This is a genomic window from Janthinobacterium sp. PSPC1-1 (genome assembly GCF_049897625.1).
GTDB classification, from domain to species: domain Bacteria; phylum Pseudomonadota; class Gammaproteobacteria; order Burkholderiales; family Burkholderiaceae_D; genus Janthinobacterium; species Janthinobacterium tructae.
This window is the reverse complement of the sequence record NZ_JAFCWP010000003.1, coordinates 304,132-325,012: the sequence shown is the minus strand read 5'-3', so window position 1 is coordinate 325,012 and position 20,881 is coordinate 304,132. Positions and strand designations below refer to the sequence as shown.

At 63.4% G+C, this 20,881-nt stretch carries 20 protein-coding genes; 12 read left to right on the top strand and 8 right to left on the bottom strand.

Annotation, left to right across the window (positions count from 1 at the left end; translation table 11 throughout):
- The first annotated feature begins 1 nt into the window (after window position 1).
- From purE to ACP7EG_RS12505, 5 genes are all read left to right on the top strand, one after another.
- A complete protein-coding gene (gene purE, locus ACP7EG_RS12525; protein ID WP_099762004.1) occupies window positions 2-508 on the top strand; it encodes a 5-(carboxyamino)imidazole ribonucleotide mutase in 507 nt (168 codons plus the stop codon).
- Between the two features lie 15 nt (window positions 509-523).
- A complete protein-coding gene (locus ACP7EG_RS12520; protein WP_426087853.1) occupies window positions 524-1,720 on the top strand; it encodes a 5-(carboxyamino)imidazole ribonucleotide synthase in 1,197 nt (398 codons plus the stop codon).
- Complete coding sequence (locus ACP7EG_RS12515) at window positions 1,717-2,736, top strand: L-threonylcarbamoyladenylate synthase (protein ID WP_426087852.1); 1,020 nt, start codon at window positions 1,717-1,719, stop codon at window positions 2,734-2,736. The genes ACP7EG_RS12520 and ACP7EG_RS12515 overlap by 4 nt, the downstream gene beginning before the upstream one ends.
- Before the next feature lie 242 nt (window positions 2,737-2,978).
- A complete protein-coding gene (locus tag ACP7EG_RS12510; protein WP_426087851.1) occupies window positions 2,979-4,394 on the top strand; it encodes an SGNH/GDSL hydrolase family protein in 1,416 nt (471 codons plus the stop codon).
- Window positions 4,395-4,493: 99 nt separating this feature from the next.
- Entirely contained in the window at window positions 4,494-5,180 is a 687-nt protein-coding gene (locus ACP7EG_RS12505) for an OmpW/AlkL family protein (RefSeq protein ID WP_426087850.1), read from the top strand.
- A 39-nt stretch (window positions 5,181-5,219) separates the two neighbouring features.
- Here ACP7EG_RS12505 and ACP7EG_RS12500 read toward each other — a convergent pair whose 3' ends face one another.
- On the bottom strand, window positions 5,220-5,726 hold the full coding sequence (locus ACP7EG_RS12500; protein ID WP_096237985.1) for a flavin reductase family protein: 507 nt from the start codon (window positions 5,724-5,726) through the stop codon (window positions 5,220-5,222).
- A gap of 176 nt (window positions 5,727-5,902) precedes the next feature.
- Here ACP7EG_RS12500 and msrA point away from each other — a divergent pair, with 176 nt between their 5' ends.
- A complete protein-coding gene (gene msrA / locus ACP7EG_RS12495; protein ID WP_426087849.1) occupies window positions 5,903-6,436 on the top strand; it encodes a peptide-methionine (S)-S-oxide reductase MsrA in 534 nt (177 codons plus the stop codon).
- A 27-nt stretch (window positions 6,437-6,463) separates the two neighbouring features.
- Here the strand turns inward: msrA and ACP7EG_RS12490 are convergent, their stop codons facing one another.
- Together ACP7EG_RS12490 and pdxH are read right to left on the bottom strand one after the other, a co-directional pair.
- Window positions 6,464-7,699, bottom strand: a complete 1,236-nt coding sequence (locus tag ACP7EG_RS12490) for a class I SAM-dependent methyltransferase (protein ID WP_426087848.1) — start codon at window positions 7,697-7,699, stop codon at window positions 6,464-6,466.
- 127 nt (window positions 7,700-7,826) lie between these two features.
- Window positions 7,827-9,035 carry a pyridoxamine 5'-phosphate oxidase gene (pdxH, locus tag ACP7EG_RS12485; RefSeq protein WP_426087847.1) on the bottom strand — a complete coding sequence of 403 codons (1,209 nt, stop codon included), beginning with the start codon at window positions 9,033-9,035 and terminating at the stop codon, window positions 7,827-7,829.
- A gap of 112 nt (window positions 9,036-9,147) precedes the next feature.
- Here pdxH and ACP7EG_RS12480 point away from each other — a divergent pair, with 112 nt between their 5' ends.
- The 3 genes from ACP7EG_RS12480 to cysK all read left to right on the top strand — a co-directional run bounded on the left by ACP7EG_RS12480 (window position 9,148) and on the right by cysK (window position 11,647).
- On the top strand, window positions 9,148-9,993 hold the full coding sequence (locus tag ACP7EG_RS12480) for a tRNA threonylcarbamoyladenosine dehydratase (protein WP_071075352.1): 846 nt from the start codon (window positions 9,148-9,150) through the stop codon (window positions 9,991-9,993).
- Window positions 9,994-10,165: 172 nt separating this feature from the next.
- Entirely contained in the window at window positions 10,166-10,630 is a 465-nt protein-coding gene (locus ACP7EG_RS12475) for an FKBP-type peptidyl-prolyl cis-trans isomerase (protein WP_426087846.1), read from the top strand.
- Between the two features lie 84 nt (window positions 10,631-10,714).
- Window positions 10,715-11,647: a cysteine synthase A gene (gene cysK, locus ACP7EG_RS12470; protein WP_096237982.1), complete on the top strand. Its 933-nt coding sequence runs from the start codon at window positions 10,715-10,717 to the stop codon at window positions 11,645-11,647.
- Here the strand turns inward: cysK and ACP7EG_RS12465 are convergent.
- Complete coding sequence (locus ACP7EG_RS12465) at window positions 11,608-12,900, bottom strand: SGNH/GDSL hydrolase family protein (RefSeq protein WP_426087845.1); 1,293 nt, start codon at window positions 12,898-12,900, stop codon at window positions 11,608-11,610. The two genes, cysK and ACP7EG_RS12465, sit on opposite strands and share 40 nt — an antisense overlap.
- 99 nt (window positions 12,901-12,999) lie before the next feature.
- Here ACP7EG_RS12465 and ACP7EG_RS12460 point away from each other — a divergent pair, with 99 nt between their 5' ends.
- On the top strand, window positions 13,000-13,905 hold the full coding sequence (locus ACP7EG_RS12460; RefSeq protein WP_426087844.1) for a LysR family transcriptional regulator: 906 nt from the start codon (window positions 13,000-13,002) through the stop codon (window positions 13,903-13,905).
- Between the two features lie 100 nt (window positions 13,906-14,005).
- On the top strand, window positions 14,006-14,407 hold the full coding sequence (locus tag ACP7EG_RS12455; protein ID WP_282408387.1) for a DUF2809 domain-containing protein: 402 nt from the start codon (window positions 14,006-14,008) through the stop codon (window positions 14,405-14,407).
- A gap of 2 nt (window positions 14,408-14,409) precedes the next feature.
- Here the strand turns inward: ACP7EG_RS12455 and ACP7EG_RS12450 are convergent, their stop codons facing one another.
- The 3 genes from ACP7EG_RS12450 to ACP7EG_RS12440 form a co-directional block, all read right to left on the bottom strand.
- Window positions 14,410-17,238, bottom strand: a complete 2,829-nt coding sequence (locus ACP7EG_RS12450) for a M16 family metallopeptidase (protein ID WP_426087843.1) — start codon at window positions 17,236-17,238, stop codon at window positions 14,410-14,412.
- A 78-nt stretch (window positions 17,239-17,316) separates the two neighbouring features.
- Entirely contained in the window at window positions 17,317-17,679 is a 363-nt protein-coding gene (locus tag ACP7EG_RS12445) for a hypothetical protein (RefSeq protein WP_426087842.1), read from the bottom strand.
- Window positions 17,680-18,408, bottom strand: coding sequence for a hypothetical protein (locus ACP7EG_RS12440; RefSeq protein ID WP_071075359.1), 729 nt, complete (start codon window positions 18,406-18,408; stop codon window positions 17,680-17,682).
- Between the two features lie 213 nt (window positions 18,409-18,621).
- Between ACP7EG_RS12440 and ACP7EG_RS12435 the strand changes: the two genes are divergently transcribed.
- The gene (locus tag ACP7EG_RS12435) at window positions 18,622-20,394 is read left to right on the top strand and encodes a diguanylate cyclase (protein ID WP_426087841.1); all 1,773 of its coding nucleotides are present in this window, start codon (window positions 18,622-18,624) and stop codon (window positions 20,392-20,394) included.
- Here ACP7EG_RS12435 and ACP7EG_RS12430 read toward each other — a convergent pair.
- Complete coding sequence (locus ACP7EG_RS12430) at window positions 20,384-20,866, bottom strand: CinA family protein (RefSeq protein WP_426087840.1); 483 nt, start codon at window positions 20,864-20,866, stop codon at window positions 20,384-20,386. The two genes, ACP7EG_RS12435 and ACP7EG_RS12430, sit on opposite strands and share 11 nt — an antisense overlap.
- Window positions 20,867-20,881 lie beyond the last annotated feature (15 nt).

Below are 20,881 nucleotides of genomic sequence, written 5' to 3'. Positions count from 1 at the left end.
AATGAGTGAGCACAAGTTGAACCCCAAGCCGCTGGTCGGCGTCATCATGGGGTCGTCCTCGGACTGGGAAGTGATGCAGAACGCGGTTGCCATCCTGAAACAGTTTGGCGTGCCATACGAAGCGCAAGTCATTTCCGCGCACCGCATGCCCGACGAGATGTATGCGTACGCGAAAAGCGCGCGCGCGCGCGGCTTGCGCGCCATCATCGCCGGCGCCGGCGGCGCGGCCCACCTGCCTGGCATGGTGGCCGCGATGACCATCGTGCCCGTGCTGGGCGTGCCCGTGCCGTCGAAATACTTGCGCGGCGAAGATTCCATGCTGTCCATCCTGCAAATGCCCAAGGGCGTGCCGGTGGCCACCTTCGCCATCGGCGAAGCGGGCGCGGCGAATGCGGCGCTGACGGCGGTGGCAATGCTTGCCGCCAATGACGACGCCCTGGCCGACCAGCTGGAAGCCTTCCGTACCACGCAAACGGCCGCCGCCAAGGCCATGGTCTTGCCTGAATAATGTGTTTGAAAAATAATGAATAGTAAATCGACTTCCCCATTGCTGCCTGCCGCCAACCCACCGGCGTGGCTGGGCGTGATGGGTGGCGGCCAGCTCGGCCGCATGTTTGCCCAGGCCGCCCAGAGCATGGGCTATCAGGTGGCCGTACTGGAACCGTCCGATGCCTGCCCTGCGGGGCAGGTGGCGCAGCGCCTGATCAATGCCGGCTACAGCGATGCAGCCGGGCTTGACGCCCTGGCCGCGCAATGCCTGGCCGTCACCACCGAATTCGAAAACGTGCCGGCCGACAGCCTGTCGCGTCTTGCCGGCCACGTCTTCGTGGCGCCCGATGCGCACGGCGTGTCGGTGGCGCAAGACCGTATCGCGGAAAAGCGTTTCTTTGTCGCCTGCGCCTCGACATCGGGCGTGCTGCCGGCGCCGCACATGGTCATCGCCACGCAGGGCGATATCGACAGCATAGCCGACGACTTGCTGCCGGGCATTTTGAAAACCGTGCGCATGGGCTATGACGGCAAGGGCCAGTTCCGCGTGCGCACGCGCGACGAGGTACGCGCCGCGTTCGCGGAAATGGGACAAGTAACTTGTCTGCTGGAAAAGATGCTGCCGCTGGCGTATGAAGTGTCGGTGCTGACGGCGCGCGGCGTAGACGGCGAATCGGTCGTGTATCCGATCGCCGAAAACGTGCACCGCGACGGCGTGTTGTTTACCACCACCGTGCCGGGCCCGAACGTGTCGGACGACTGCGCCGCCAGGGCGCAGCGCGCGGCGCAAGCGATGGTTGCCGAACTCGGCTATGTCGGCGTGCTGTGCATCGAATTTTTCGTTCTTGAAGATGGCAGCCTGGTGGTCAATGAAATGGCGCCGCGTCCGCACAACAGCGGCCATTACACGATGGATGCCTGCGTCACCAGCCAGTTCGCGCAGCAGGTGCGCGCCATGGCGCGCTTGCCGCTGGGCGACGTACGCCAGCATTCGCCGGCCGTGATGCTCAACATCCTCGGTGACGCCTGGTTTGCCGACGGCAGCGATGCTGCCATCGAACCGGCCTGGGACCAGGTGCTGGCGCTGCCGGGCGCCTGCCTGCATTTGTATGGCAAGGACGATCCGCGCCGTGGCCGCAAGATGGGTCACCTGACCTTCATCGCGGCCACCTTGCCAGAGGCGCAGCAGCGCCTGCGCGACGCTTGCCTGATCCTGGGAATCGCGCCGTGAGCGTGCCCGCACAAGACCTGGCGGCGGCCGCGGCCGTGCTGGAAGCGGGCGGCCTCGTCGCATTTCCGACAGAAACAGTGTACGGCCTGGGCGCCGATGCGGAAAATCCGGCCGCCGTGGCGCGCATCTATGAAGCCAAGGGGCGGCCCTCGGACCACCCCGTGATCGTGCACGTGGCACCCGATGCCGACCTGGCGCACTGGTCCGATGATATTCCCGCCGAGGCGCAGCAATTGGTGGCCGCCTTCTGGCCCGGCCCGCTGACCCTGATCGTCAAGCGTGCCGCGCATATTCCCGACGCCGTTTCCGGCGGCCAGGACACGGTGGGCCTGCGTTGCCCGTCGCATCCGGTGGCTATCGCATTGCTGCGCACCTTCAAGGGTGGCAAGGGCGGCCTGGCGGCGCCGTCGGCGAACAAATTTGGCAACGTCAGCCCCACCACGGCGCAGCATGTGCGCGATGAATTCGCGGCGGAACTGGACAGTGGCTTGCTGGGCCAGATCCTCGATGGCGGCCAGAGCGAGGTCGGTATCGAGTCGACCATCGTCGACCTGTCGCGCCTGGCCACGCACGGTCCCGTGCTGTTGCGTCCTGGCCATATCAGCAGCGAACAGATCGCCGCAGTGATTGGCCGCGCACCGGCCGTGGCGGACGCGGCCGCGCCGCGCGCCTCGGGCACGCTGGAATCGCATTACGCGCCGCATACGCCTGTTGCGATGCAGCACAGCGACGACGTGCGCGCCACCTTGAACCGCCTGCTCAATGACGGGCGCCGCGTAGCCCTGATCCATTACTCGGATTTGCCACCGGCCAGCGCCAGCGTGCGCCTGGCAGCCACCCCGGAAAATTACGCACATGCGCTGTATGCCTCGCTGCGCACAATGGACCAGGTCGGCGCCGAGCTGATCCTCGTCGAAGCACCGCCCACCGGCCCAGCGTGGCTGGGCGTGAATGACCGTTTGCGGCGCGCCGCGTTCGGCTCAAGTGGTATCTTGCAGCAGTTTCTATCCGCATAATGAAAAGCCCCGCAAGGGGCTTTTTCTTGATGCAGCGCAATAGCGATGCTTGCCACGAAACATCTTATATCCTCCATAATTCAGCTGATCGCCCGGTCATGACAGGGCGCTGGCGGTGTTGTTATTTCGTTGATTTTTAAAACATATTTTCTATACAAGCCTGAGGAACGATGGCATATTAGTTGGGTAGCGAATAGCACGCCCGTTCGTTTAGAAACCAGAAAAAAGACCGAGGAGACAAAATGCATCAAACAAAATTCGCGCTGGCCGTGCTGGCTGCGGCTGTCCTGGCAGGTTGCGGCGGCGCCAGTGGCGGTGATCAAACCTTGAAAGTCAAATACACGGCGCAGGTGTCGTTCGGCGACAGCCTGTCCGATGTCGGTTCGTATGCCGTCGGCACGGTGGCGGCGAAAGGTGGCGGCAAGTTCACCATCAATGGCGACAATACCAAGATCAATCCTGAACTGACGGGCAAGAACTGGACCGAGCACCTGGCCGCGCAATTCGGCCTGGCCGCGCCATGCGCCGCCGAGACTGGCCTGGAAGGCAATGCCTTGAAGGGCTTGGCCGTGCCGCGCGTCAAGCATGCTGGTTGCTACGGCTACGCCATGGGCGGCTCGCGCGTGACCAATCCGGTTGGCCCGAACAACAAGGCGACCGGCAGCGAGCTGGGTGCCCTGACCGTGCCCGTGGTGACGCAGATCGCGAACCACCTGGCCGTGTCCGGCGGCAAGTTCAGCGGCACGGAAGCCGTGTTCGTGATGGCTGGCGGTAATGATGTGCTGTTCTTGCTGGGTGATTTGCAAGCGAAGGCCACCGCTGCTGGTCAGGCGGCTGGCGCTACTGCTGGTGCCGCTGCCGGCGCGAAAGCCTTTGCCACCAATTTGGTCGCGGCCTTCGCTGCTCACGCGGCCAATCCTGCCACGGCGGCGCAAGCCATCGGCGCCGCCGTGGCGGCTGCCGCCGCAGCGCCAGGCGCCACCTCCGCATCGATCGTGGGTGCTGCCGTGCAAGCTGCCGTTATTGCCGGTGATTCGGGAATATCTTCGCAAACCGTGTATGGCCCGCTGGTGGCCAAGGCGCAAGCCGATGCCACCGTTACCGGTAACGCCGCCGGCGCCGCTGCCGGCGCCAAGGCCGGCGCCGATTACGCCGCAGCGAATGGACCTGCATTGGTTGCTGCCATGAAACAAGCGGGCACCGAACTGGTAGCGCTGGTCAAGGATCAGATCATTGCCAAAGGCGCCAATTATGTGGTGGTCAACAACCTGCCTGACGTGGCCGGTACGCCATCGGGTTTGAGCAAGGATGCCAATACCAAGGCGCTCATCAATGCCATGGTCAGCGCCTTCAATGGTGAACTGAGCGGTGGCCTGAGCGGCAATGCGAAAGTCTTGCTGGTCGACGTGTTTGCCGTCAGCCATGACCAGGGCGTCAATCCTGGTCCGTATGGCTTGACCAATGTCAGCGAGACGGCGTGCGACCTGAGCGCGCCAGGCAATATCCTGGGCAGCTCGCTGGTGTGCAATGGCACGAACCTGAAAGCGGGCGACGTCAGCCATTACGCGTATGCCGACGATGTGCATCCTACGCCGTTCAACAACCTGTTGCTGGCCCGTTATGTGGCCAAGGACATGGTCGTGCGGGGCTGGCTGTAAGGAATGGCCGCGCCGGCTGCGTCCCCGGGACGTGGCTGGCGCTGGCAGTGACAAGACTGGATAGCCTGAGCTATCCGCACATAATGATCAGGAGACAAGATGAAGAATCATTTGAATACCGCCGTGCGCTTACTGGCCGCAGTTGCCGCGATGACCGTGGCGACAGGCGCCTCGGCGCAAAGCGCAGGCACCTGGATGGCCAAGGTCGGCCTCAACAAGATCACGCCGCACGTGGACAGTGGCGACATTTCCGCACCGGCACTGCCGGGTACGAAAGCCGACGTCAAGGCCGATACCAAGCCCATCCTGACCTTTGCCTACATGATTACGGACAATATTTCCGCTGAAATGATCCTGGGTGTGCCGTACAAGCATGACCTGATGGGTGATGGTTCGATCAAGGGCACGGGCAAGCTGGGGACGGCCGAAGCCTTGCCGCCAACGGCCTTCATCCAGTACCGTTTCTTCCAGCCCAATGCGATGATCCGCCCTTACGTGGGCGCAGGCTTGACGTATGCCTATTTCCAGAAAGAAAAAGGCTCGGGCCAGATGACGGCCTTGCTGGATCCGGGTGGAAAACCAGTGACCTACCGCATGGACAACAAGCTGACAGGCAGCCTGGTGGTCGGCAGCACCGTGGCCATCAACGAGCGCTGGTTTGCTGACGTGGCCGTGGTCAAGACCTACCTGAAAACCAAGGCGAAATTCTCGACGGGGCAGACGCAGGACATCAAGCTCGACCCGGTTGCCGTGAGTATCAGCATCGGGTACAACTTTACGCTGTAAAACAAAAAATCCGCCTCGGCGGATTTTTTTTTGTCCCGCTCAGGCTGGCGGTGTATTGAACTTTCCATTGTGGAAGATCAAGGGCGGTTGCGCGGCAAATGCGCATTGTTCCACTTCGCCCACGAAAATGACGTGGTCGCCTTCCGGATAGCGGCTGCGGTTATGGCATTCGAACCAGGCCGACGCGCCTTTCAGGATGGGCTGGCCCGTGCGCGACAGTTCGTATTCGACGTCGTCGAAGGGATTCGGCGTGCGGCGTGCAAAGCGCTGCGCCAGTTCCGCCTGCTCGGCGCCCAGCACATTGATGACGTAATGCGAGTTGCCGCTGAAAATGGGCATGCTGTTCGCCACGGAACCGAGGCTCCACAGCACCAGGGGCGGCGACAGCGAAACGGAATTGAAGGAACTGGCCGTCAAGCCGCGGAAACTGCCGTCGGCCAGGCGCGTCGTAATGACCGTCACGCCGGTGGCAAACTGCGACAATGCCTGACGGAAATGTGTCGTATCGAATTCTTGCGCTGGCGCGCGGGGAGAGCGTGTGTTCATGGGTGACCTGTCTATTTGCTGACATTATGCCAAAAATCGGCCGTGCCAGCGCAATCGTGGCCGGCGTACGCTGATGTGCGGTGCGCCACGCGCCGTTTCAAGCGGCACTGCAGACCATGGCGCTTTGCGTTACAGTAATGAAATGATACGTCGCACAGGCGTTGCGGGAGGACATCATGCATCAACAGACGGAAGTGGCGGTATTCGGCGGCGGCTGTTTCTGGTGCCTCGCTGCCGTGTATGGGGAAGTGCGCGGCGTGACGCGCGTCGCGTCCGGCTACACGGGGGGCGGCGTGCCCGATCCTACGTATGAACAGGTATGCGCGGGCGATACGGGCCACGCGGAAGTGGTGCGCCTGGAATTCGATCCCGCCGTCATCGCTTACCACGACTTGCTGGAAATCTTTTTCACGCTGCACGACCCCACCACCCTGAACCGGCAGGGCAACGATGTCGGCACGCAATTTCGCTCCGTCATCTATTACCAGTCGGCCGAACAGGAAAGCGTGGCGCGCAAGGTGCTCGCCGAGATGGCCGGCGTGTGGGATGCGCCCATCGTCACGCAGCTGGCGCCGGCAGTCACCTTTTACGCGGCCGAGGATTACCACCAGAATTACGTGGCGCAGCATCCCTTGCAGGGCTATTGCGCGCTGGTCGTCGCACCCAAGGTGGAGAAGTTCCGCGCCATGTATGCGGGGCGTCTGAAGTGAGGCAGTCCCCGGCGCGGCGCGCGCCTGTCAGGGCGTGAGCGCGGGGGCCGGTCTGGCATCCTGCGCATACATGTAGTTGCGCGACCAGGGCAGGGTGGCGGAGCGCCGGCCCGCCTTTACACAGACGATCTGGTACAGGCTGATCAAATCTTGCTCGAAGGCATAGGCGCAGCCGGCCAGGTAGACGTGCCAGATGCGGAAGCGCCGTTCGCCCGCCAGCGGCCGGATCAGCTCGGCGTTGGCTTCGAAATTTTCCGTCCACAGTGCGCAGGTGCGCGCATAGTGGCGCCGCAGGTTTTCCACGTCGAGCACTTCCAGCCCCCCTTGCTGCATGGTTTTCAGGACATTGCCGATGTGCGCCAGCTCGCCGTGCGGAAACACATATTTCTCGATGAATTCCCCGCCCCCATACGGTGTTTCGCCATTCTCCGGGTCGGTGGAGGTGATGCCGTGGTTCATCGCCATGCCGTCCGGCGCCAGCAGCTTGTTGAGGATGGCAAAGTACTCGGGTAAATGTTTCAAACCCACGTGCTCGAACATGCCCACACTGGTGATGCGGTCGAACTGGCCCGTCACGTCGCGGTAGTCTTGCAGGCGGATCTCGATCAAGTGCGCCAGGCCGGCTGCCGCCACGCGCTGGCGCGCCAGCGCGTACTGGTTTTCCGACAGGGTCACGCCCACGCAGCGGGCACCATATTGCTGCGCGGCCCGGATGACGAGTGCGCCCCAGCCGCAGCCGATGTCGAGCAAGGTCTGGCCTGGCTGCAGCTGGATTTTCTTCAGGATATGGTCGATCTTCTTGACCTGCGCTTGCGCCAGGGTTTCATCGCCATGTTCGAAATAGGCACAGGAATACACGAGAGCGGGGTCGAGAAATTGTTCATAAAACGCGTTCGACACGTCGTAGTGGTAGCGGATGGCTTCGGCATCCTTGCTCTTGTCGTGCGTAAAGCTGCGCACGATGCGCGCCAGCTTGCCTTCCGGTTTCAGGGTATTGCGCGCCAGCGCATTGCAGATGGAAATCATGTCCTGGGCCGTGCCCCTGACTTCAATATTGCCTTCCACATAGGCCGAGCCCAGATTGGCCAGCGAGGGGTTCAGCAGATAGCGCGCCGAGGCGACGGTCGGCAGGCGGATGGTGACGCGCGGCGTTTCGCTGGACAGGTCGACGTGCTGGCCGTTCCATAATTCGATGCGCAGCGGCAAGGCGGTCTTGCTGCGGATACCGGCGATCCAGGACTTGAGTTGGTTTTGTACAAACAAAATGGCCTCCAATGCAGCGACCTCAGCTGGGGCCGCAAATTGAGAAACAATGTCATTTAGTAACTTCTACCCTCATAGCCTACACCTATATTGACCAGCTTGCTTTGCGCCGCCTTGATTAGCCTGCTTATGGTTGCAAGCGCTGCATGCTCCATTGCCCGTCGGCACCGCGAGTAAACACGATGCGGTCGTGGAAGCGCGAACGGCGTCCCTGCCAGAATTCGATGCGCTCCGGCTGCAGACGGTAGCCGCCCCAGTGGGCCGGGCGCGGTGGCTGCGCGTCGCCGAGGGCGGTGGCCACGGCTTCGTAATGGCTTTCCAGCGTGGCACGGCTATCGATGGGGGCGCTTTGCTGCGAGGCAATCGCCGACAAGCGGCTTTGCAGGGGACGCATATTGAAATACTCGTCGCTCTCGGCCGCCGTGGTTTTCACCACCGTGCCTTCGATGCGCACTTGCCGTTCCAGCTCGCGCCAGAAGAACAGCAGGGCGGCGTGCGGGTTGTGTTCCAGCTGCTGGCCCTTGTCGCTGTTGTAATTCGTGTACCAGGTAAAGCCGCGCTCGTCGAACTGCTTGATCAGCACGATGCGCGAGCTGGGCTTGCCTTCGGGACTGACGGTGGACAAGTCCATCGCGTTTGGCTCCATCACCTGGGCCTTGACGGCTTCGGCAAACCATTTCTGGAACATGGCGATGGGATCGGCCAGCACATCCGTCTCGCTCAGGCTCGATTGCACGTAGTCGGTGCGCATGGCTGCCAGCACGGCGGCCGCGTCCGGCACTGCAGGCGCTTCCGGCGCATCGGGCGCGATGCCGCGGCGGCGCTGCATGGCCGTGCCCAGCTGCTCCATCTGCTGCGCGCTGAACAGGCGCTTGGCCATCGGTGCCAGCTGACCCTCTTCCTTGGCCATGTGGGCCTGGTAGGCGGCGACATAGTCGCGCACGCCATCGTGCGACAGCTGCGAGTCCGTGCCGGCGGCAATGGCGTCCAGTTCCGGGCGCAGGGTCAGCCAGGCCTGGTCCATGCGCTGATGGTCGGCCAGGATTTCCGGCACCAGGGTGGCCAGCAGGGCCGCGTCCTCGCCCGTGGCCGTCGCCTGCAACATGGGCATCAGGTCTTGCTCTTCATCATCATGGTGCAGATGGGCGGCTTTATTGAAATATTGCAACACCGCCTTGGCCGCCTGCTGCGCTTCCGGCGTGTTGCCGTTCTGTCCCAGGTGGCCCAGCAGATTTTGCAGGGTCGTCAGTTGCTTGCGGATCTTGTCGTGGCAATGCTTGAGCACGGCGATGGGCTGGTCAAAGCCGGGAACGGAGTCGAACAGGGGAGCGGTCATGGCGAGTTCTCGAGGTGGGCGGTGTGGGGGCGCGGCGACAATGCGGCTTGTCGCTGTGTCAATTCGGCTATTTTAGAATATCTGCCAGCGCAGTGTCCGTTAAAATGGCGCCATGCATACCTCCACCAATGAACTAATTTCCATGGACTTGACCGAGATCGATTTTGAACGGCGTTTCGGCGGCATTGCCCGCCTGTACGGCGCCCCCGCGTTGGCACGCTTCCGCGCCGCCCACGTCTGTGTGATCGGCGTGGGCGGCGTCGGTTCCTGGATCGTCGAAGCGCTGGCGCGCAGCGCCATCGGCCGCCTGACCCTGATCGACCTGGATAATGTTGCCGAATCGAATATCAATCGCCAGATCCAGGCCATGAGCGACACCATCGGCAAGGCCAAGATCACGGCCCTGGCCGAACGTATCGAACTGATCAACCCCTTGTGCCAGGTCACGCAGATCGAGGATTTTATTACCCCCGATAATCTGGAGCAATTGCTGGGCGGGCGCGATTTCGACTATCTGGTCGACGCCATCGACAATGCCAAGGCGAAGGCGGCCGTGATCGCGTATTGCCGCGCGCGCAATGTCCCCATGCTGACCATCGGCAGCGCGGGCGGGCAGACGGACCCGACCCTGATCGCCGTGCGCGATTTGTCGAAAACGGAGCAGGAACCGCTGCTCAAGCGTGTACGCAAACTGTTACGCACCGAATATGGTTTTCCCCGTGGCGTGAAAAACAAATTCAATGTCGACGCCGTGTTTTCCATGGAACCGTTGAGCACGCCCGAGAGCGCGGAAGCATGCGCCATCGATGGCAGCGCGCCCGCCGGCGTCACGGGCCTCAATTGCGCCGGCTTCGGTTCCAGCGTGGTGGTGACGGCCAGCTTCGGCATGGTGGCGGCCGCCCATGCGCTGAAAAGCTTGCGCCAGCCTGGTGCCTCAGCCTTGCCGGACCTTGTCTAAGGCTCTAAGTCCACTCTGGCAGCACCAGTTCTTTTTGCGCGCCGGCAGCGGGCGTGGAAAGTGTAAGTCTTGTGACAGGGTTTTCAACTTCGGGCAGCGGTTTGCTATTATTGTTGTCCCTGCGCTATCTGGACTGCAGGGATCTCACCGAAACTCACTGAAAGAATACATCATGACGCGTAGCTCCGTTTTGTTTGCCCTGATCTGCTCCGTCGCCGCGTCGCTGGCGCAGGCACAGGCGCCAGCGCCTGTTCCCGCCTCCGCCGTCTCGCTGAGTCCCGGCCCTGTCGCCGATAAACTGATCGTGATCGACAACAAGGTCGGCACTGGCAAGGAAGCGTCCGCCGGCAGCAACGTCACCGTGCACTACACGGGCTGGCTGTACCGTCCCCTGGCGAAAGATTCGCGCGGCAAGAAGTTCGACAGCTCCGTGGGCCGTGGCCCGTTTGACTTCCCGCTCGGCAAGGGCATGGTCATCAAGGGCTGGGACCAGGGCGTGGCCGGCATGAAAGTGGGCGGCAAGCGCACCCTGATCATTCCAGGCGAACTGGCCTATGGTCCGCGCGGCGCCGGCAATGGCGACATTCCGCCGAACTCGGCATTGATCTTCGACGTGGAATTGCTGGACGTGAAGTAATTGTTCAGTTTCGGCAGCGCACCACGTGCGCTGCCGTGAAAAAGCGGTAGACTGGATTCTTCTGTAATTGCTGTGGAGACTCCCATGAACATCGCCAACGACGTCACTGAACTGATCGGCAACACCCCCCTGGTGCGCATCAACCGCATCGCCGCCGGCAGTGTGGCCACCATCCTGGCCAAACTCGAATTCTACAATCCCGCGCACAGCGTCAAGGACCGCATCGGCCTGTCCATGATCGTTGCGGCCGAAGCAGCGGGCAAGATCCATGCCGATACCGTCATCGTCGAGCCCACCAGCGGCAACACGGGCATCGCGCTGGCGATGGTGTGCGCCGCGCGCGGCTACCGTTGCACCCTTGTCATGCCCGACACCATGAGCCGCGAACGGCGCATCCTGCTGCGCGCCTACGGCGCCGAGCTGGTGCTCACGCCTGGCAGCGAAGGCATGCTGGGCGCCATCCGCAAGGCCGAGGAAATGGTGGCGGCCGAGCCGCGCTACCTGATGCTGCAGCAATTTAACAATCCGGCCAATCCCGCCATCCACCGCGCCACGACAGCCGAGGAAATCTGGCGCGATACGGATGGGCAAGTCGATATCGTCATCGCTGGCGTGGGCACGGGCGGCACGATCACCGGCATCGGTGAAGTGTTGAAGGAACGTAAGCCCGGTCTGCAAGTGATTGCCGTGGAACCGGAAGCGTCGCCGATGCTGTCGAAAGGTACCAAGGGGCCGCACCCGATCCAGGGCATCGGCGCCGGTTTCGTGCCGCAGATCTTGAACACGGCCATCTACGACGAAATCATCTGCGTGAAGAACGACGACGCGTTCGCTACGGCGCGCCTGGCCGCCAGCGATGAAGGTTTATTGGTCGGCATCTCGTCGGGCGCCGCCCTGTGGGCATCCCTGCAGGTGGCACGCCGTCCGGAAAACGCAGGCAAGACCATCGTTACCATCATCCCGTCGTTTGGCGAGCGCTACTTGAGCACGGCCTTGTACGCGGGCCTGGGCGATTGATCTTTACTATTATTAAGCAGTAGCGACAGATCGATTCCTTCCGCCAGCGCCCGGTTGCCTGCGTCGCCCGGGTGCAGGTGGTCGCCCGAGTCGTAGGCGGGTAGCAGGCGCAGCGGATTCGCCGGGTCGCGCATCCAGGCGTCGAAGTCGAGCACGGCGTCAAAATGGCCGCTGCCGCGTATCCACGCGTTCAGCTGCAGGCGCAGCGCATCTTTATCAAGCTGATAATAGTCGCTCAACGGCGTGCCGGGCAGGGCGCCCGCGAACGGCGTCAAGGTGGCGCCGACCACGCGCACGCCGCGGCTGCGGGCCTGGGCGATCAGTTGGGCGTAGCCGCTTGTCAGTTCCTCCAGCGTGGGGCGTGGTCCCCGTGGCGCAAATGCCGTGCCGGGCCAGCTGATGTCATTGATCCCCAACAACACGACCACCGTGCGCACGCCCGGTTGCGCCAGCACGTCGCGCTCGAAGCGCGCCAGGGCATTGACTCCCATGCCATCGGATAATAGCCGCCCGCCGGAAATGCCCGCATTGATCACGGCCACGCCCTGTGGAGCCAGGCGCGCGGCCAGGAAATCGGGCCAGCGCGTGTCCTTCCCCAGGCTGGCGCTGGCGCCATCGGTAATCGAATCGCCGAGGATGGCCACCGCTTGCGCAGCCGGCGCCGCTTCCACCTCGATGGAACTGAGCAAGAGACGCGCCGTGGTGGTTTGCGCGTCATCGATGCGGATAACGCGCGTCTGGTCATGCGGGGCGATCCACGCCGTCTCGCGTCCATCCCAGTGAAACGTGGAGACGGGACTGGCTTGCGGCAAATGGATGCTCACCGTCAGCCGCGCCAGGTCGGGTACGAACAGTTCGACGGGGTCGCTGATGAGCGGCGCGCCGGGGGACATCATGGCCGATGGCTGGCCGGCAAAAGTCAGCGTGCGCAGGCTGTCCGGGCGGATCGCCGACGCGGCGTCCGCCAGCGCCACGGTAGCCGTGCCGATGCGCAGCGGCACCTTGCCGTACGCATTCGACAGCACGATGCGTATGCGCGGGCCGCCCACGCTGAGGCGCGCCACCTGGCGCACGGTGTGTCCTTGCAGCACGGCCGGTACGTTGCTGGGGAACAGGAAATCGCTGCCCCACACGGCTTGCGGGCTGGCCGTCCAGCTGGCCAGCCAGGCGTGCCCAGGTTCGGCTCCATGGGCGGGGGAAACACTTAGTGCCAGGCTCAGCATGGCGGCGGGGAGGAGGGAAAGTCGTTGCATGGCGGCTCGCTTCATCAAGGGGAATATCCGCATGATGAAAGCAAAGCCATTTATGCACTAGACTATCTCATTGAAGAACATTTATGAGTTGAATTCACAATGGCCAGACTGGATGTGAATCGTTCCGGCGAGCTGGAAGTGTTTGTGCGCGTGGTCGAGCTGGGCGGCTTTTCCGCCGCCGCGCGCGCCTGCGGCATGACGCCCTCGGCCGTCAGCAAGCTCGTCTCGCGGCTGGAAGAGCGCCTGGGCGCGCGCCTGCTGAACCGCTCCACACGCCAGCTGCAACTGACGGCCGAAGGCTGCGGCCTGTACGAACGGGGCATGCACGTGCTGGCGGCCCTGGACGAGGCCGAGCGCTGCGCCGGCGTACAGGATGTGCCGCGCGGCAAGATCAGGGTGAATGCGAACGTGCCGTTCGGCCAGCATTTTTTGCTGCCGCTGGCGCCGCTGTTCCTGGAACGCTATCCCGAGGTGACGCTCGACATCGTGCTCACGGATGCCGTCGTCGATATCCTCGGGCAGCGCACGGACGTGGCCGTGCGGGCCGGTCCCCTGAAAAGTTCCAGCCTGCTGGCGCGCAAGCTGGGCCAGACGCGCATGCTGATCGTGGCGGCACCAGCCTACCTGGCGCGGCGCGGCACGCCGCTGCTGGCGGCCGAGCTGGCATCGCACAACCTGCTTGACGCCAACTATGCGCGCGCCCGCTCCGGCTGGCCGCTGCGCTTGCCCGAGGGCGACGTCGTCGTGCCAGTGACGGGCAATGCGCAAGCCAGCGATGGCGAAGCCTTGCGGCAATTGGCGCTGGCGGGACTGGGACTGGCGCGCCTGGCCGCCTTCCAGGTGCGTGCCGATATCGCCGCCGGCCGTTTGCTGGCGCTGCTGGAAGACTGCAATCCCGGCGACAGCGAGGAAGTGCATGCCGTCTTCGTGGGGCAAGGCGGACATGTGCCGCTGCGCGTGCGCGTTTTCCTTGATTTCCTGGCGGAGAGTGTCGACCTGGGCTGAGCGGGTCCAGGCGCATTAGGCTACAGGCGGACACGGCCGCGCAGTACAATATCGGATGGGCCGCAATGGTTCGGTCCGAATTGTGTCTTTGAATGGAAATATGTTCCTGGTAAAACCTGAACGCCGCCGCCTGCTGCAGGTGGGCGCAACCGTGGCTGTCATCGCGCTGGGCCTGGCCTCGCGCGCTTATCCCCAATTCCTTCCCGCCGCACTCGGCAAGTATCCGGGCGACGCCCTGTGGGCCATGATGATCGTCTTTGCGCTGGGCATCATCGCCACGCGCATGCGCACGTGGCAACTGGCCTTGTGGTCCTTGCTGATCTGCTTTGCCGTGGAATTCGGCCAGCTGGTCCAGGCGCCCTGGCTCGTCGAGTTGCGTGCGCATCCGCTGGGGCACCTGGTGCTCGGTTCCACCTTCGGCTGGGCCGACTTGATCGCCTACACGGCCGGTGTGGCGATCGCGGCGCTGGTTGATAAAGCGGCGCTGTTCAAGCGCCGCTAGTCTTACTTGGCGCTACCCTCCTTGAGGTTACCCTCGGCATCGCGCAATTCCACGGGCGCCAGTTTCAGCTTCGACAATTGCGGGGCGATCTTCGCCTTGTCGCCCACGCCGATGACGATCAGCTTTTCCGGCTGCAGGTATTTTTTTGCCACCTGCTGCACCTGCTTGTCCGTCACGCCCGCAAAGCGCTGCGGCAGGGTCGCGTAGTAGTCGAGGCCCAGGCCGTAGATATATACGTTGGCCATGCTGGCGCTGATGCTGGCATTCGTCTCGAACTGGCCCGGCAGCGACAGCACCTGCGAATTGCGCGCATTCGACAATTCCCTGACCGTTAACGGCTTGGCGATCATGGCGCGGATTTCCTTGAAGGTTTCCGACACGGCCGGACCCGTCACGTCGGTGCGCACGCCGGCGGCGATCGAGAATGGGCCCGGCTGGCTGCGGTACTGGAATTGCGAGCGCACGCCATACGTGTAGCCCTTCTCTTCGCGCAAATTATTGCTCAGCCGACTCGTAAACAAGCCACCCAGCGCCGCATTCATCACTTGCAGCGGCGCATAGTCGGGCGTCGTGCGGGCCACGGCGATGGTCGACAGGCGCACGGCCGTCTGCGGCGCGCCCGGTTTGTCGACGAGGATCAGCCTGGCTTTCGTCGTGGCCGGCGCCGCCGTCACGGAAGGCGCCACCGTACCCGCCTTCCAGCTACCGAACTTGGCTTCGGCCAGGCTCTTCAATTGCGCTGCGTCGATATCGCCCGAGACGATCAGGGCCGCATTGTTGGGCACATAATGCTGCTGCCAGAACGCCTGCAGGTCGGCGCGGCTGGTGGCTTTCAGGGCCGCTTCCGTGCCCAGCTGGATAGTGCCGTACGGATGTTGCGGGCCATACAGGGCCGCCGCTTCCACGCGGGCCGCCACGGCCCCCGCGTTTTCGCGCTGCTGCGCCAGTTCGCCGATACGGCTGGCGCGCTGGCGCTCCACTTCCGCCGCGGGGAATTGTGGGTGCTGCACCACGTCGGCCAGCACGTCTAGCGCTTGCGGGAAGGTGGTTTTCAGCGACGTCAGCTGGGCGAACGAGGCATCCGCGCCGGAACCCGTGCCGAGGAAAGCGCCCAGCTGCGCCACGTCGTCGGCGATTTGCGACGCGCTGCGCGTGGCCGTGCCTTCCTGCAACAACTGCGCCGTAAAGCTAGATAAGCCCGGCTGCGCCAGCGGATTGGCACCCGAACCGCTTTTTACCACCAGCTGGCTGGAGACGAGCGGCACGGCCGGGTTGTAATTGTGGATCACCGTCAAGCCATTGCTCAAGGTGAAGGACGTCGCTTGCGGCAGCACGATCTTCGGCGCGGGACCGGCGGCCGGCACCTTGTTACGCCACGGCTCGTCCGCATTGATGGCCGTGCCCGGCGCCGCCTTGACCTTGCCCGGCGCCGGCGTCGCCACTTCCGGACCCAGGTCCGGCGTGCCCGGCACGCCATACACGACCACGCGCGCCTGGTTTTTCAGGTAGGTGTCGACGGCGCGCTGCACGCCAGCCGCCGTCACCTGGCGGTAGCGTTCGATATCCTTGCCCAGGTAGCCGGGGTCGCCCAGGTACTGGTTGTACTGGTTCATCATGTTGGCGTTGCCGCCCACTTTTTCCACCTGGCTCAGCATGCTCGTCTCGATGCTGTTGCGGGCCCGTTCGAGTTCCTTCTCGCTGGGCCCCTTGGCGCGCAATTGCTCCAGCTCCGCCTGCATGGCTTGCTCGATTTCCTCGGGCTGGTGGCCGGGGCGTGCCGTCACGTCGATGGTAAACACGGAGGTGAGGGCGTTCGAGCTCTGGTTGGCGCCCACGTCCTGAGCGATTTGCTTGTCGTACACCAGGGACTTGTACAGGCGGCTGGACTTGCCGCCGGCCAGGATTTGCGCCGCCATCGACAATTCCGCGTCATCCTTGGCGTAGGCGGACGGCGTCAGCCAGGCCATGAAGACGCGCGGCAACTCGACCCGGTCCTGCACCACGATGCGGCGCTCCTGCGTGATGGGCGGCGTCACCACATCGGGCTTGGCCACGGCGGGGCCGCTCTTGAAGCTGCCGAAGTATTTGTTGACCAGTTGCTTGGTCTTCGCCTTGTCGATGTCGCCGGCGATCACCAGGCTGGCATTGTTGGGACCATAGTATTTGGTAAAGAATTCCTTGATGTCGGCCAGCTTCGCATTCTGGATGTCCGCATGCGAACCGATGACGCTGGCGTAATACGGGTGGGTCTTCGGGAACAGCTGGTGGTACAGGGCTTCCTGCACGATGCCATACGGTGCGTTTTCCACGCTCTGGCGGCGTTCGTTGCGCACCACGTCCTGCTGGTTCGTCAGCGCCGTCTGGTCGAGTACGTCGAGCAGATAGCCCATGCGGTCGGAATGGGCCCACAAGGCCAGTTCCAGCTGGTTCGACGGCACCGTGTCGAAATAATTGGTGCGGTCGAAATCTGTGCTGCCGTTCGAATCGGTGGCGCCCGCCCCTTCCAGCAACTGGTCGGCCATGCCGCGCGGCACGTGCTTGGTGGCGGCAAACATCATGTGCTCGAACAAGTGCGCAAAGCCCGTCAGGCCCGGCGCTTCATTCGCGGGACCCACGTGATACCAGACATTGACGGCCGTGACGGGCAATTTATGGTCTTCCACGAGGATCACGTCGAGACCGTTCGGCAGCGTGTATTTTTCGTAGGCAACATTTGGCACGCTCGTGGCTGCCGTCGCGACGGCGGCACCGGCGGCGTGGGCGAGGCTCAGGGGGGCGCCGTACAGCGACAGCAACAGGGCGGGTATGGCCAGCAATTTGATCGGTTTCATGCATGCTTCCAGGCTAGGGTGGGGAAGACGCTGCGCTTCGCTCGTGGCTGGCGCAGCGCGACAGTGCTACGCTCGGTGCTACAGTTTATACAGCAGGGCCGCGCCGCCCAGCACCAGCAGCGCGCAGGCGACGGAGACGATGGCGGCCGCGCCCAGCAAACGCCATTCGCGCGGCGTAAAGCCGGCCGCTGGCATCGCCGCCTTATCGGCAGGGCTGGCCAGGCTGGCCAAGGACGCGGGCGGCAGCTCAGGCAAGCCGCCCGCCGCGCGCGCCTGGGCCGCCAGCGCCTGCGTGGCGGCGTCCAGCAGGGCCAGTTGGCGCTCGACGGTTTCCGCCAGCACCGCTTCGTTCAGCGCCACCAGGGCGAATATCGGGTCATCGACGTCGATCTTGATGCCCGTCTTGTCGAACACATGGCTGCGCAGTTTGTGCTGGTCCATCTACCATTGCACCTTGTCGAGTTGTTCGAAGATGTCGCGGTAGACGACCTTGATGCGCTGTTTTTCCATGATGTTGAATTTGTCGTTCTGCATTACTTCCTGCATCGTCAGGCGTGCCGTATTCATTTTCTTGACATCCGCGCCGAAGGTGTCGGGATTGCGCTGGCTCAAGGTGATGCTGCCCTTGACGCGCGCGCGGTTGTCGGCATACGACTGCGATTCGATAAACTGCTTGCCGGACGCCGATTGCAGCAGGCCGAAGTGTTCGTTTTGCCACAGCACCAGCGGCACTTTCGTCGCTTGCGCCGTGGCGACAAAACCCGTGGCCGTATCGTGCAAGGTGTCGCCGCCGCCGACGATGGTGTGGATGTACACCTTGCGGCCCGATTCTTCCAGCAGCGAGAAACAATCGTTTTCCAGCAGATAGCCCATCAGCGGCGAAAAGGTATTCGCGCCATTGTCGATCACGCAGTTGCCGTCTGTGTCGAGGATGTCGATCATCAGCGCGTCAAAGCGTTTCGGGTCGATGTTGCGCGCATCCGTCATCACGGGCACGTGCTTGACCTGCATCGCCTTGTAGCGCGAGAACGTGGCGTTTTCCTGATCGGTGTCATAGCAGCGCAAGGGCGTGTCGTCCTTGCCGCCTATCCATTGGGCCAGCAGGGTCGATACCAGGGTCTTGCCGATGCCGCCCTTGCCCTGCAGGATGAAATGTACCGTGTTTTGCATTGCGACTACTCCAAGTTGTTGCGTCAGTGACAATCAAAGATTCGTGACAGCGGCGCGGGCGCCAGGCCAGGCCACGACTGGCATTTTTACCACAATCGTTTGCGAATATGCCATGCGGAACAGCGAATCTGGTTATGATGTTAATCAGGATACCATTGATATAGAGCAAGTTTTGTGTGAAAAATCCACCCCCAGAGTGTGAACGAGGACGCAGTGCCGATCTCCAGTCTCGATAAAGCCGACATTGACCGTTTGAATCAGCAAGCCCTGTCTTGCCTGGTCGGCAACCGCCGCCAGGCACGCCGGCTGGCGCAGATGGCGCTGGCGGCGGCGCAACGACAACAGTATGCGCGCGGTGGCGCGTATGCGGAACTGAATCATTGCTGGCTGGCGTATTACGCGGGCGAGGCTGAACCGTCGTGCGAGCGCCTGCACGTGTATTTCCAGCATAGCGGCGACCTGGAAGGGGGCATGGAAGTGGCCGCCCTGCAGGGCGCGTATGCGAGCCGGCGCGGCGACTTTGCCGACGCCGAGCAGCATTTCCTGCAGGCGCGCAGCCAGGCCGCGCAGATCCCCGACTCGCTGCACAAATTCATGCTGTATGCGCGCCTGGGCGTCGATGCTCTGAACCGTGGCGATACGCAGGACGGCCCGCGCAATTTTTTGCTGGCGCTGGACATCGCCGAACGTTTCGGCAGCCCCGCGCACCGGGTCAACAGCCTGTCGAACCTGGCGTCGTCGCAGCATGACCTGGGCAACGATGAAGATGCGATTCCCCTGCTGGTCGAGGCGCTCGAGATCATCGGCACGCAAAAATTAAAATACCAGCAAACCATCGTCTCGGCCAACCTGGCCATGTGTTTATTAGCCACGGGCAAGCCGGCCGAGGCGCTGGCGCTGGTGGAACCGTTTTACGAGTGGCCGGAAGAAGACCTGGCCGTCCGCGCCTTTTTGTTCTGCATTGCCGCCCATGCGGCCATCCTGCTGCGGCAGCCCGATAGCGCCTTGCAATTGCTGTTGCGCGCCGAAGAGTATGCGCGCCGCGGCCAGGACCTGGAAGAGCAGATGCATGCGTGGCTGGTGCGCGGCAAACTGGACCTGCACGCGGGCCAGACGGCGCAGGCGCTGGCCTCGCTGACGCAGGCGCACAGCCTGCTGAGCTGGACGCGCAATCCGTTTCACCAGCAGCAGATTTTGCGGGGATTGGCCGAGATCAATGCCCAGCTGGGCGAATGGCAGGCGGCGTACGGCTTCCTGCAGCAATACCAGGCCGTGTTCGAGGCCAGCAGCAAGTCGGCGCGCGCCTCGCGCAGCCTGATGCGCAACCTGGAAAAGGAAATGCACAGCCTGAAGGCCGAGCGCGACAAGGCGCTGGAGCTGCAGGCGGCGCGCGAGACGGAAAACGTCAAGCTGGAGCACCTGAACCGCGAACTGGCGCACCAGATCCTGCACGTCAATTCGCTGCAGGACAGCCTGAAGGAACAGGCCATGCGCGACCACCTGACGGGCTTGTACAACCGCCGCCATTTTGAAACCTGCCTCAATGCCATTCTGCACGCGGCCGATGCGGATGCGCCCGTGGCCATCGCCATCATCGACCTGGATTTCTTCAAGCGCGTCAACGACACGTATGGGCACAACTTTGGCGATGAAGTGCTGATCCAGTTCGCGCGCCTGGTGGAGAGCCAGCTGCGCGGCAGCGACATGGTGTGCCGCTATGGCGGCGAGGAATTCTGCCTGCTGTTGCGCGAAGCTGACAGCGTCATCGCCGCGCACAAGATCGACGATATCGCCGCGCGCTACCGCCAGTTGCTGATCCGGCAGGTGCCGCACAGCTTGACGGGCTGCACCTTTTCGGCGGGCATCGCCGAGTATCCGCGCCATGGCGCCGGCCGCCACGAGCTGCTGCTGCGCGCCGACAGCGCCCTGTATGCGGCCAAGCAGGCGGGCCGCGACCGCGCCTGCATCGCCGACGCTACTGGATAAAGCGCAAGAGCCCCTGCAGCGCATGGAGGACGGCCTGTTCGCGCACGGCTTGCCGGTCGCCGGCGAATACCCGGCGTTCTGTTTGTGCGCGACCGTCCATGGCCCAGCCGAAGCAGACGGTGCCGACGGGCTTGCCGGGCACGCCGCCCGTGGGGCCGGCGATGCCCGTGGTCGAGACGGCCACCTGGGCATCGCTGTGCGCCAGCGTTCCCTGCGCCATGGCGGCGGCCACTTCCTCGCTGACGGCGCCGTGTGCGGCGATCAGCCCGGCGGGCACGCCCAGCATGCTGCTTTTGGCCCCGTTGGAATAGGTGACGAAGCCCCGTTCGAACCAGGCGCTCGACCCGCTGATGTCGGTGACGGCCTGGGCCACGCCGCCGCCCGTGCACGATTCGGCCGTGGCCAGCAGCAGGCCCTTCGCCTGCAAGGCCAGGCCGACGGCGGTGGAGAGGGGGGCGAGTGTGTTGCTCATGGCGGACTCCTGCAT

What these genes read in the sequence shown, in the direction of transcription:
- purE (WP_099762004.1), top strand. Translation starts at nt 2, where the DNA reads ATGAGTGAGCACAAGTTGAACCCCAAGCCGCTGGTCGGCGTCATCATG.
- ACP7EG_RS12520 (WP_426087853.1), top strand. Translation starts at nt 524, where the DNA reads ATGAATAGTAAATCGACTTCCCCATTGCTGCCTGCCGCCAACCCACCG.
- ACP7EG_RS12510 (WP_426087851.1), top strand. Translation starts at nt 2,979, where the DNA reads ATGCATCAAACAAAATTCGCGCTGGCCGTGCTGGCTGCGGCTGTCCTG.
- ACP7EG_RS12505 (WP_426087850.1), top strand. Translation starts at nt 4,494, where the DNA reads ATGAAGAATCATTTGAATACCGCCGTGCGCTTACTGGCCGCAGTTGCC.
- ACP7EG_RS12500 (WP_096237985.1), bottom strand. Translation starts at nt 5,726, where the DNA reads ATGAACACACGCTCTCCCCGCGCGCCAGCGCAAGAATTCGATACGACA.
- msrA (WP_426087849.1), top strand. Translation starts at nt 5,903, where the DNA reads ATGCATCAACAGACGGAAGTGGCGGTATTCGGCGGCGGCTGTTTCTGG.
- pdxH (WP_426087847.1), bottom strand. Translation starts at nt 9,035, where the DNA reads ATGACCGCTCCCCTGTTCGACTCCGTTCCCGGCTTTGACCAGCCCATC.
- ACP7EG_RS12480 (WP_071075352.1), top strand. Translation starts at nt 9,148, where the DNA reads ATGCATACCTCCACCAATGAACTAATTTCCATGGACTTGACCGAGATC.
- ACP7EG_RS12475 (WP_426087846.1), top strand. Translation starts at nt 10,166, where the DNA reads ATGACGCGTAGCTCCGTTTTGTTTGCCCTGATCTGCTCCGTCGCCGCG.
- cysK (WP_096237982.1), top strand. Translation starts at nt 10,715, where the DNA reads ATGAACATCGCCAACGACGTCACTGAACTGATCGGCAACACCCCCCTG.
- ACP7EG_RS12465 (WP_426087845.1), bottom strand. Translation starts at nt 12,900, where the DNA reads ATGCAACGACTTTCCCTCCTCCCCGCCGCCATGCTGAGCCTGGCACTA.
- ACP7EG_RS12460 (WP_426087844.1), top strand. Translation starts at nt 13,000, where the DNA reads ATGGCCAGACTGGATGTGAATCGTTCCGGCGAGCTGGAAGTGTTTGTG.
- ACP7EG_RS12455 (WP_282408387.1), top strand. Translation starts at nt 14,006, where the DNA reads ATGTTCCTGGTAAAACCTGAACGCCGCCGCCTGCTGCAGGTGGGCGCA.
- ACP7EG_RS12450 (WP_426087843.1), bottom strand. Translation starts at nt 17,238, where the DNA reads ATGAAACCGATCAAATTGCTGGCCATACCCGCCCTGTTGCTGTCGCTG.
- ACP7EG_RS12445 (WP_426087842.1), bottom strand. Translation starts at nt 17,679, where the DNA reads ATGGACCAGCACAAACTGCGCAGCCATGTGTTCGACAAGACGGGCATC.
- ACP7EG_RS12440 (WP_071075359.1), bottom strand. Translation starts at nt 18,408, where the DNA reads ATGCAAAACACGGTACATTTCATCCTGCAGGGCAAGGGCGGCATCGGC.
- ACP7EG_RS12430 (WP_426087840.1), bottom strand. Translation starts at nt 20,866, where the DNA reads ATGAGCAACACACTCGCCCCCCTCTCCACCGCCGTCGGCCTGGCCTTG.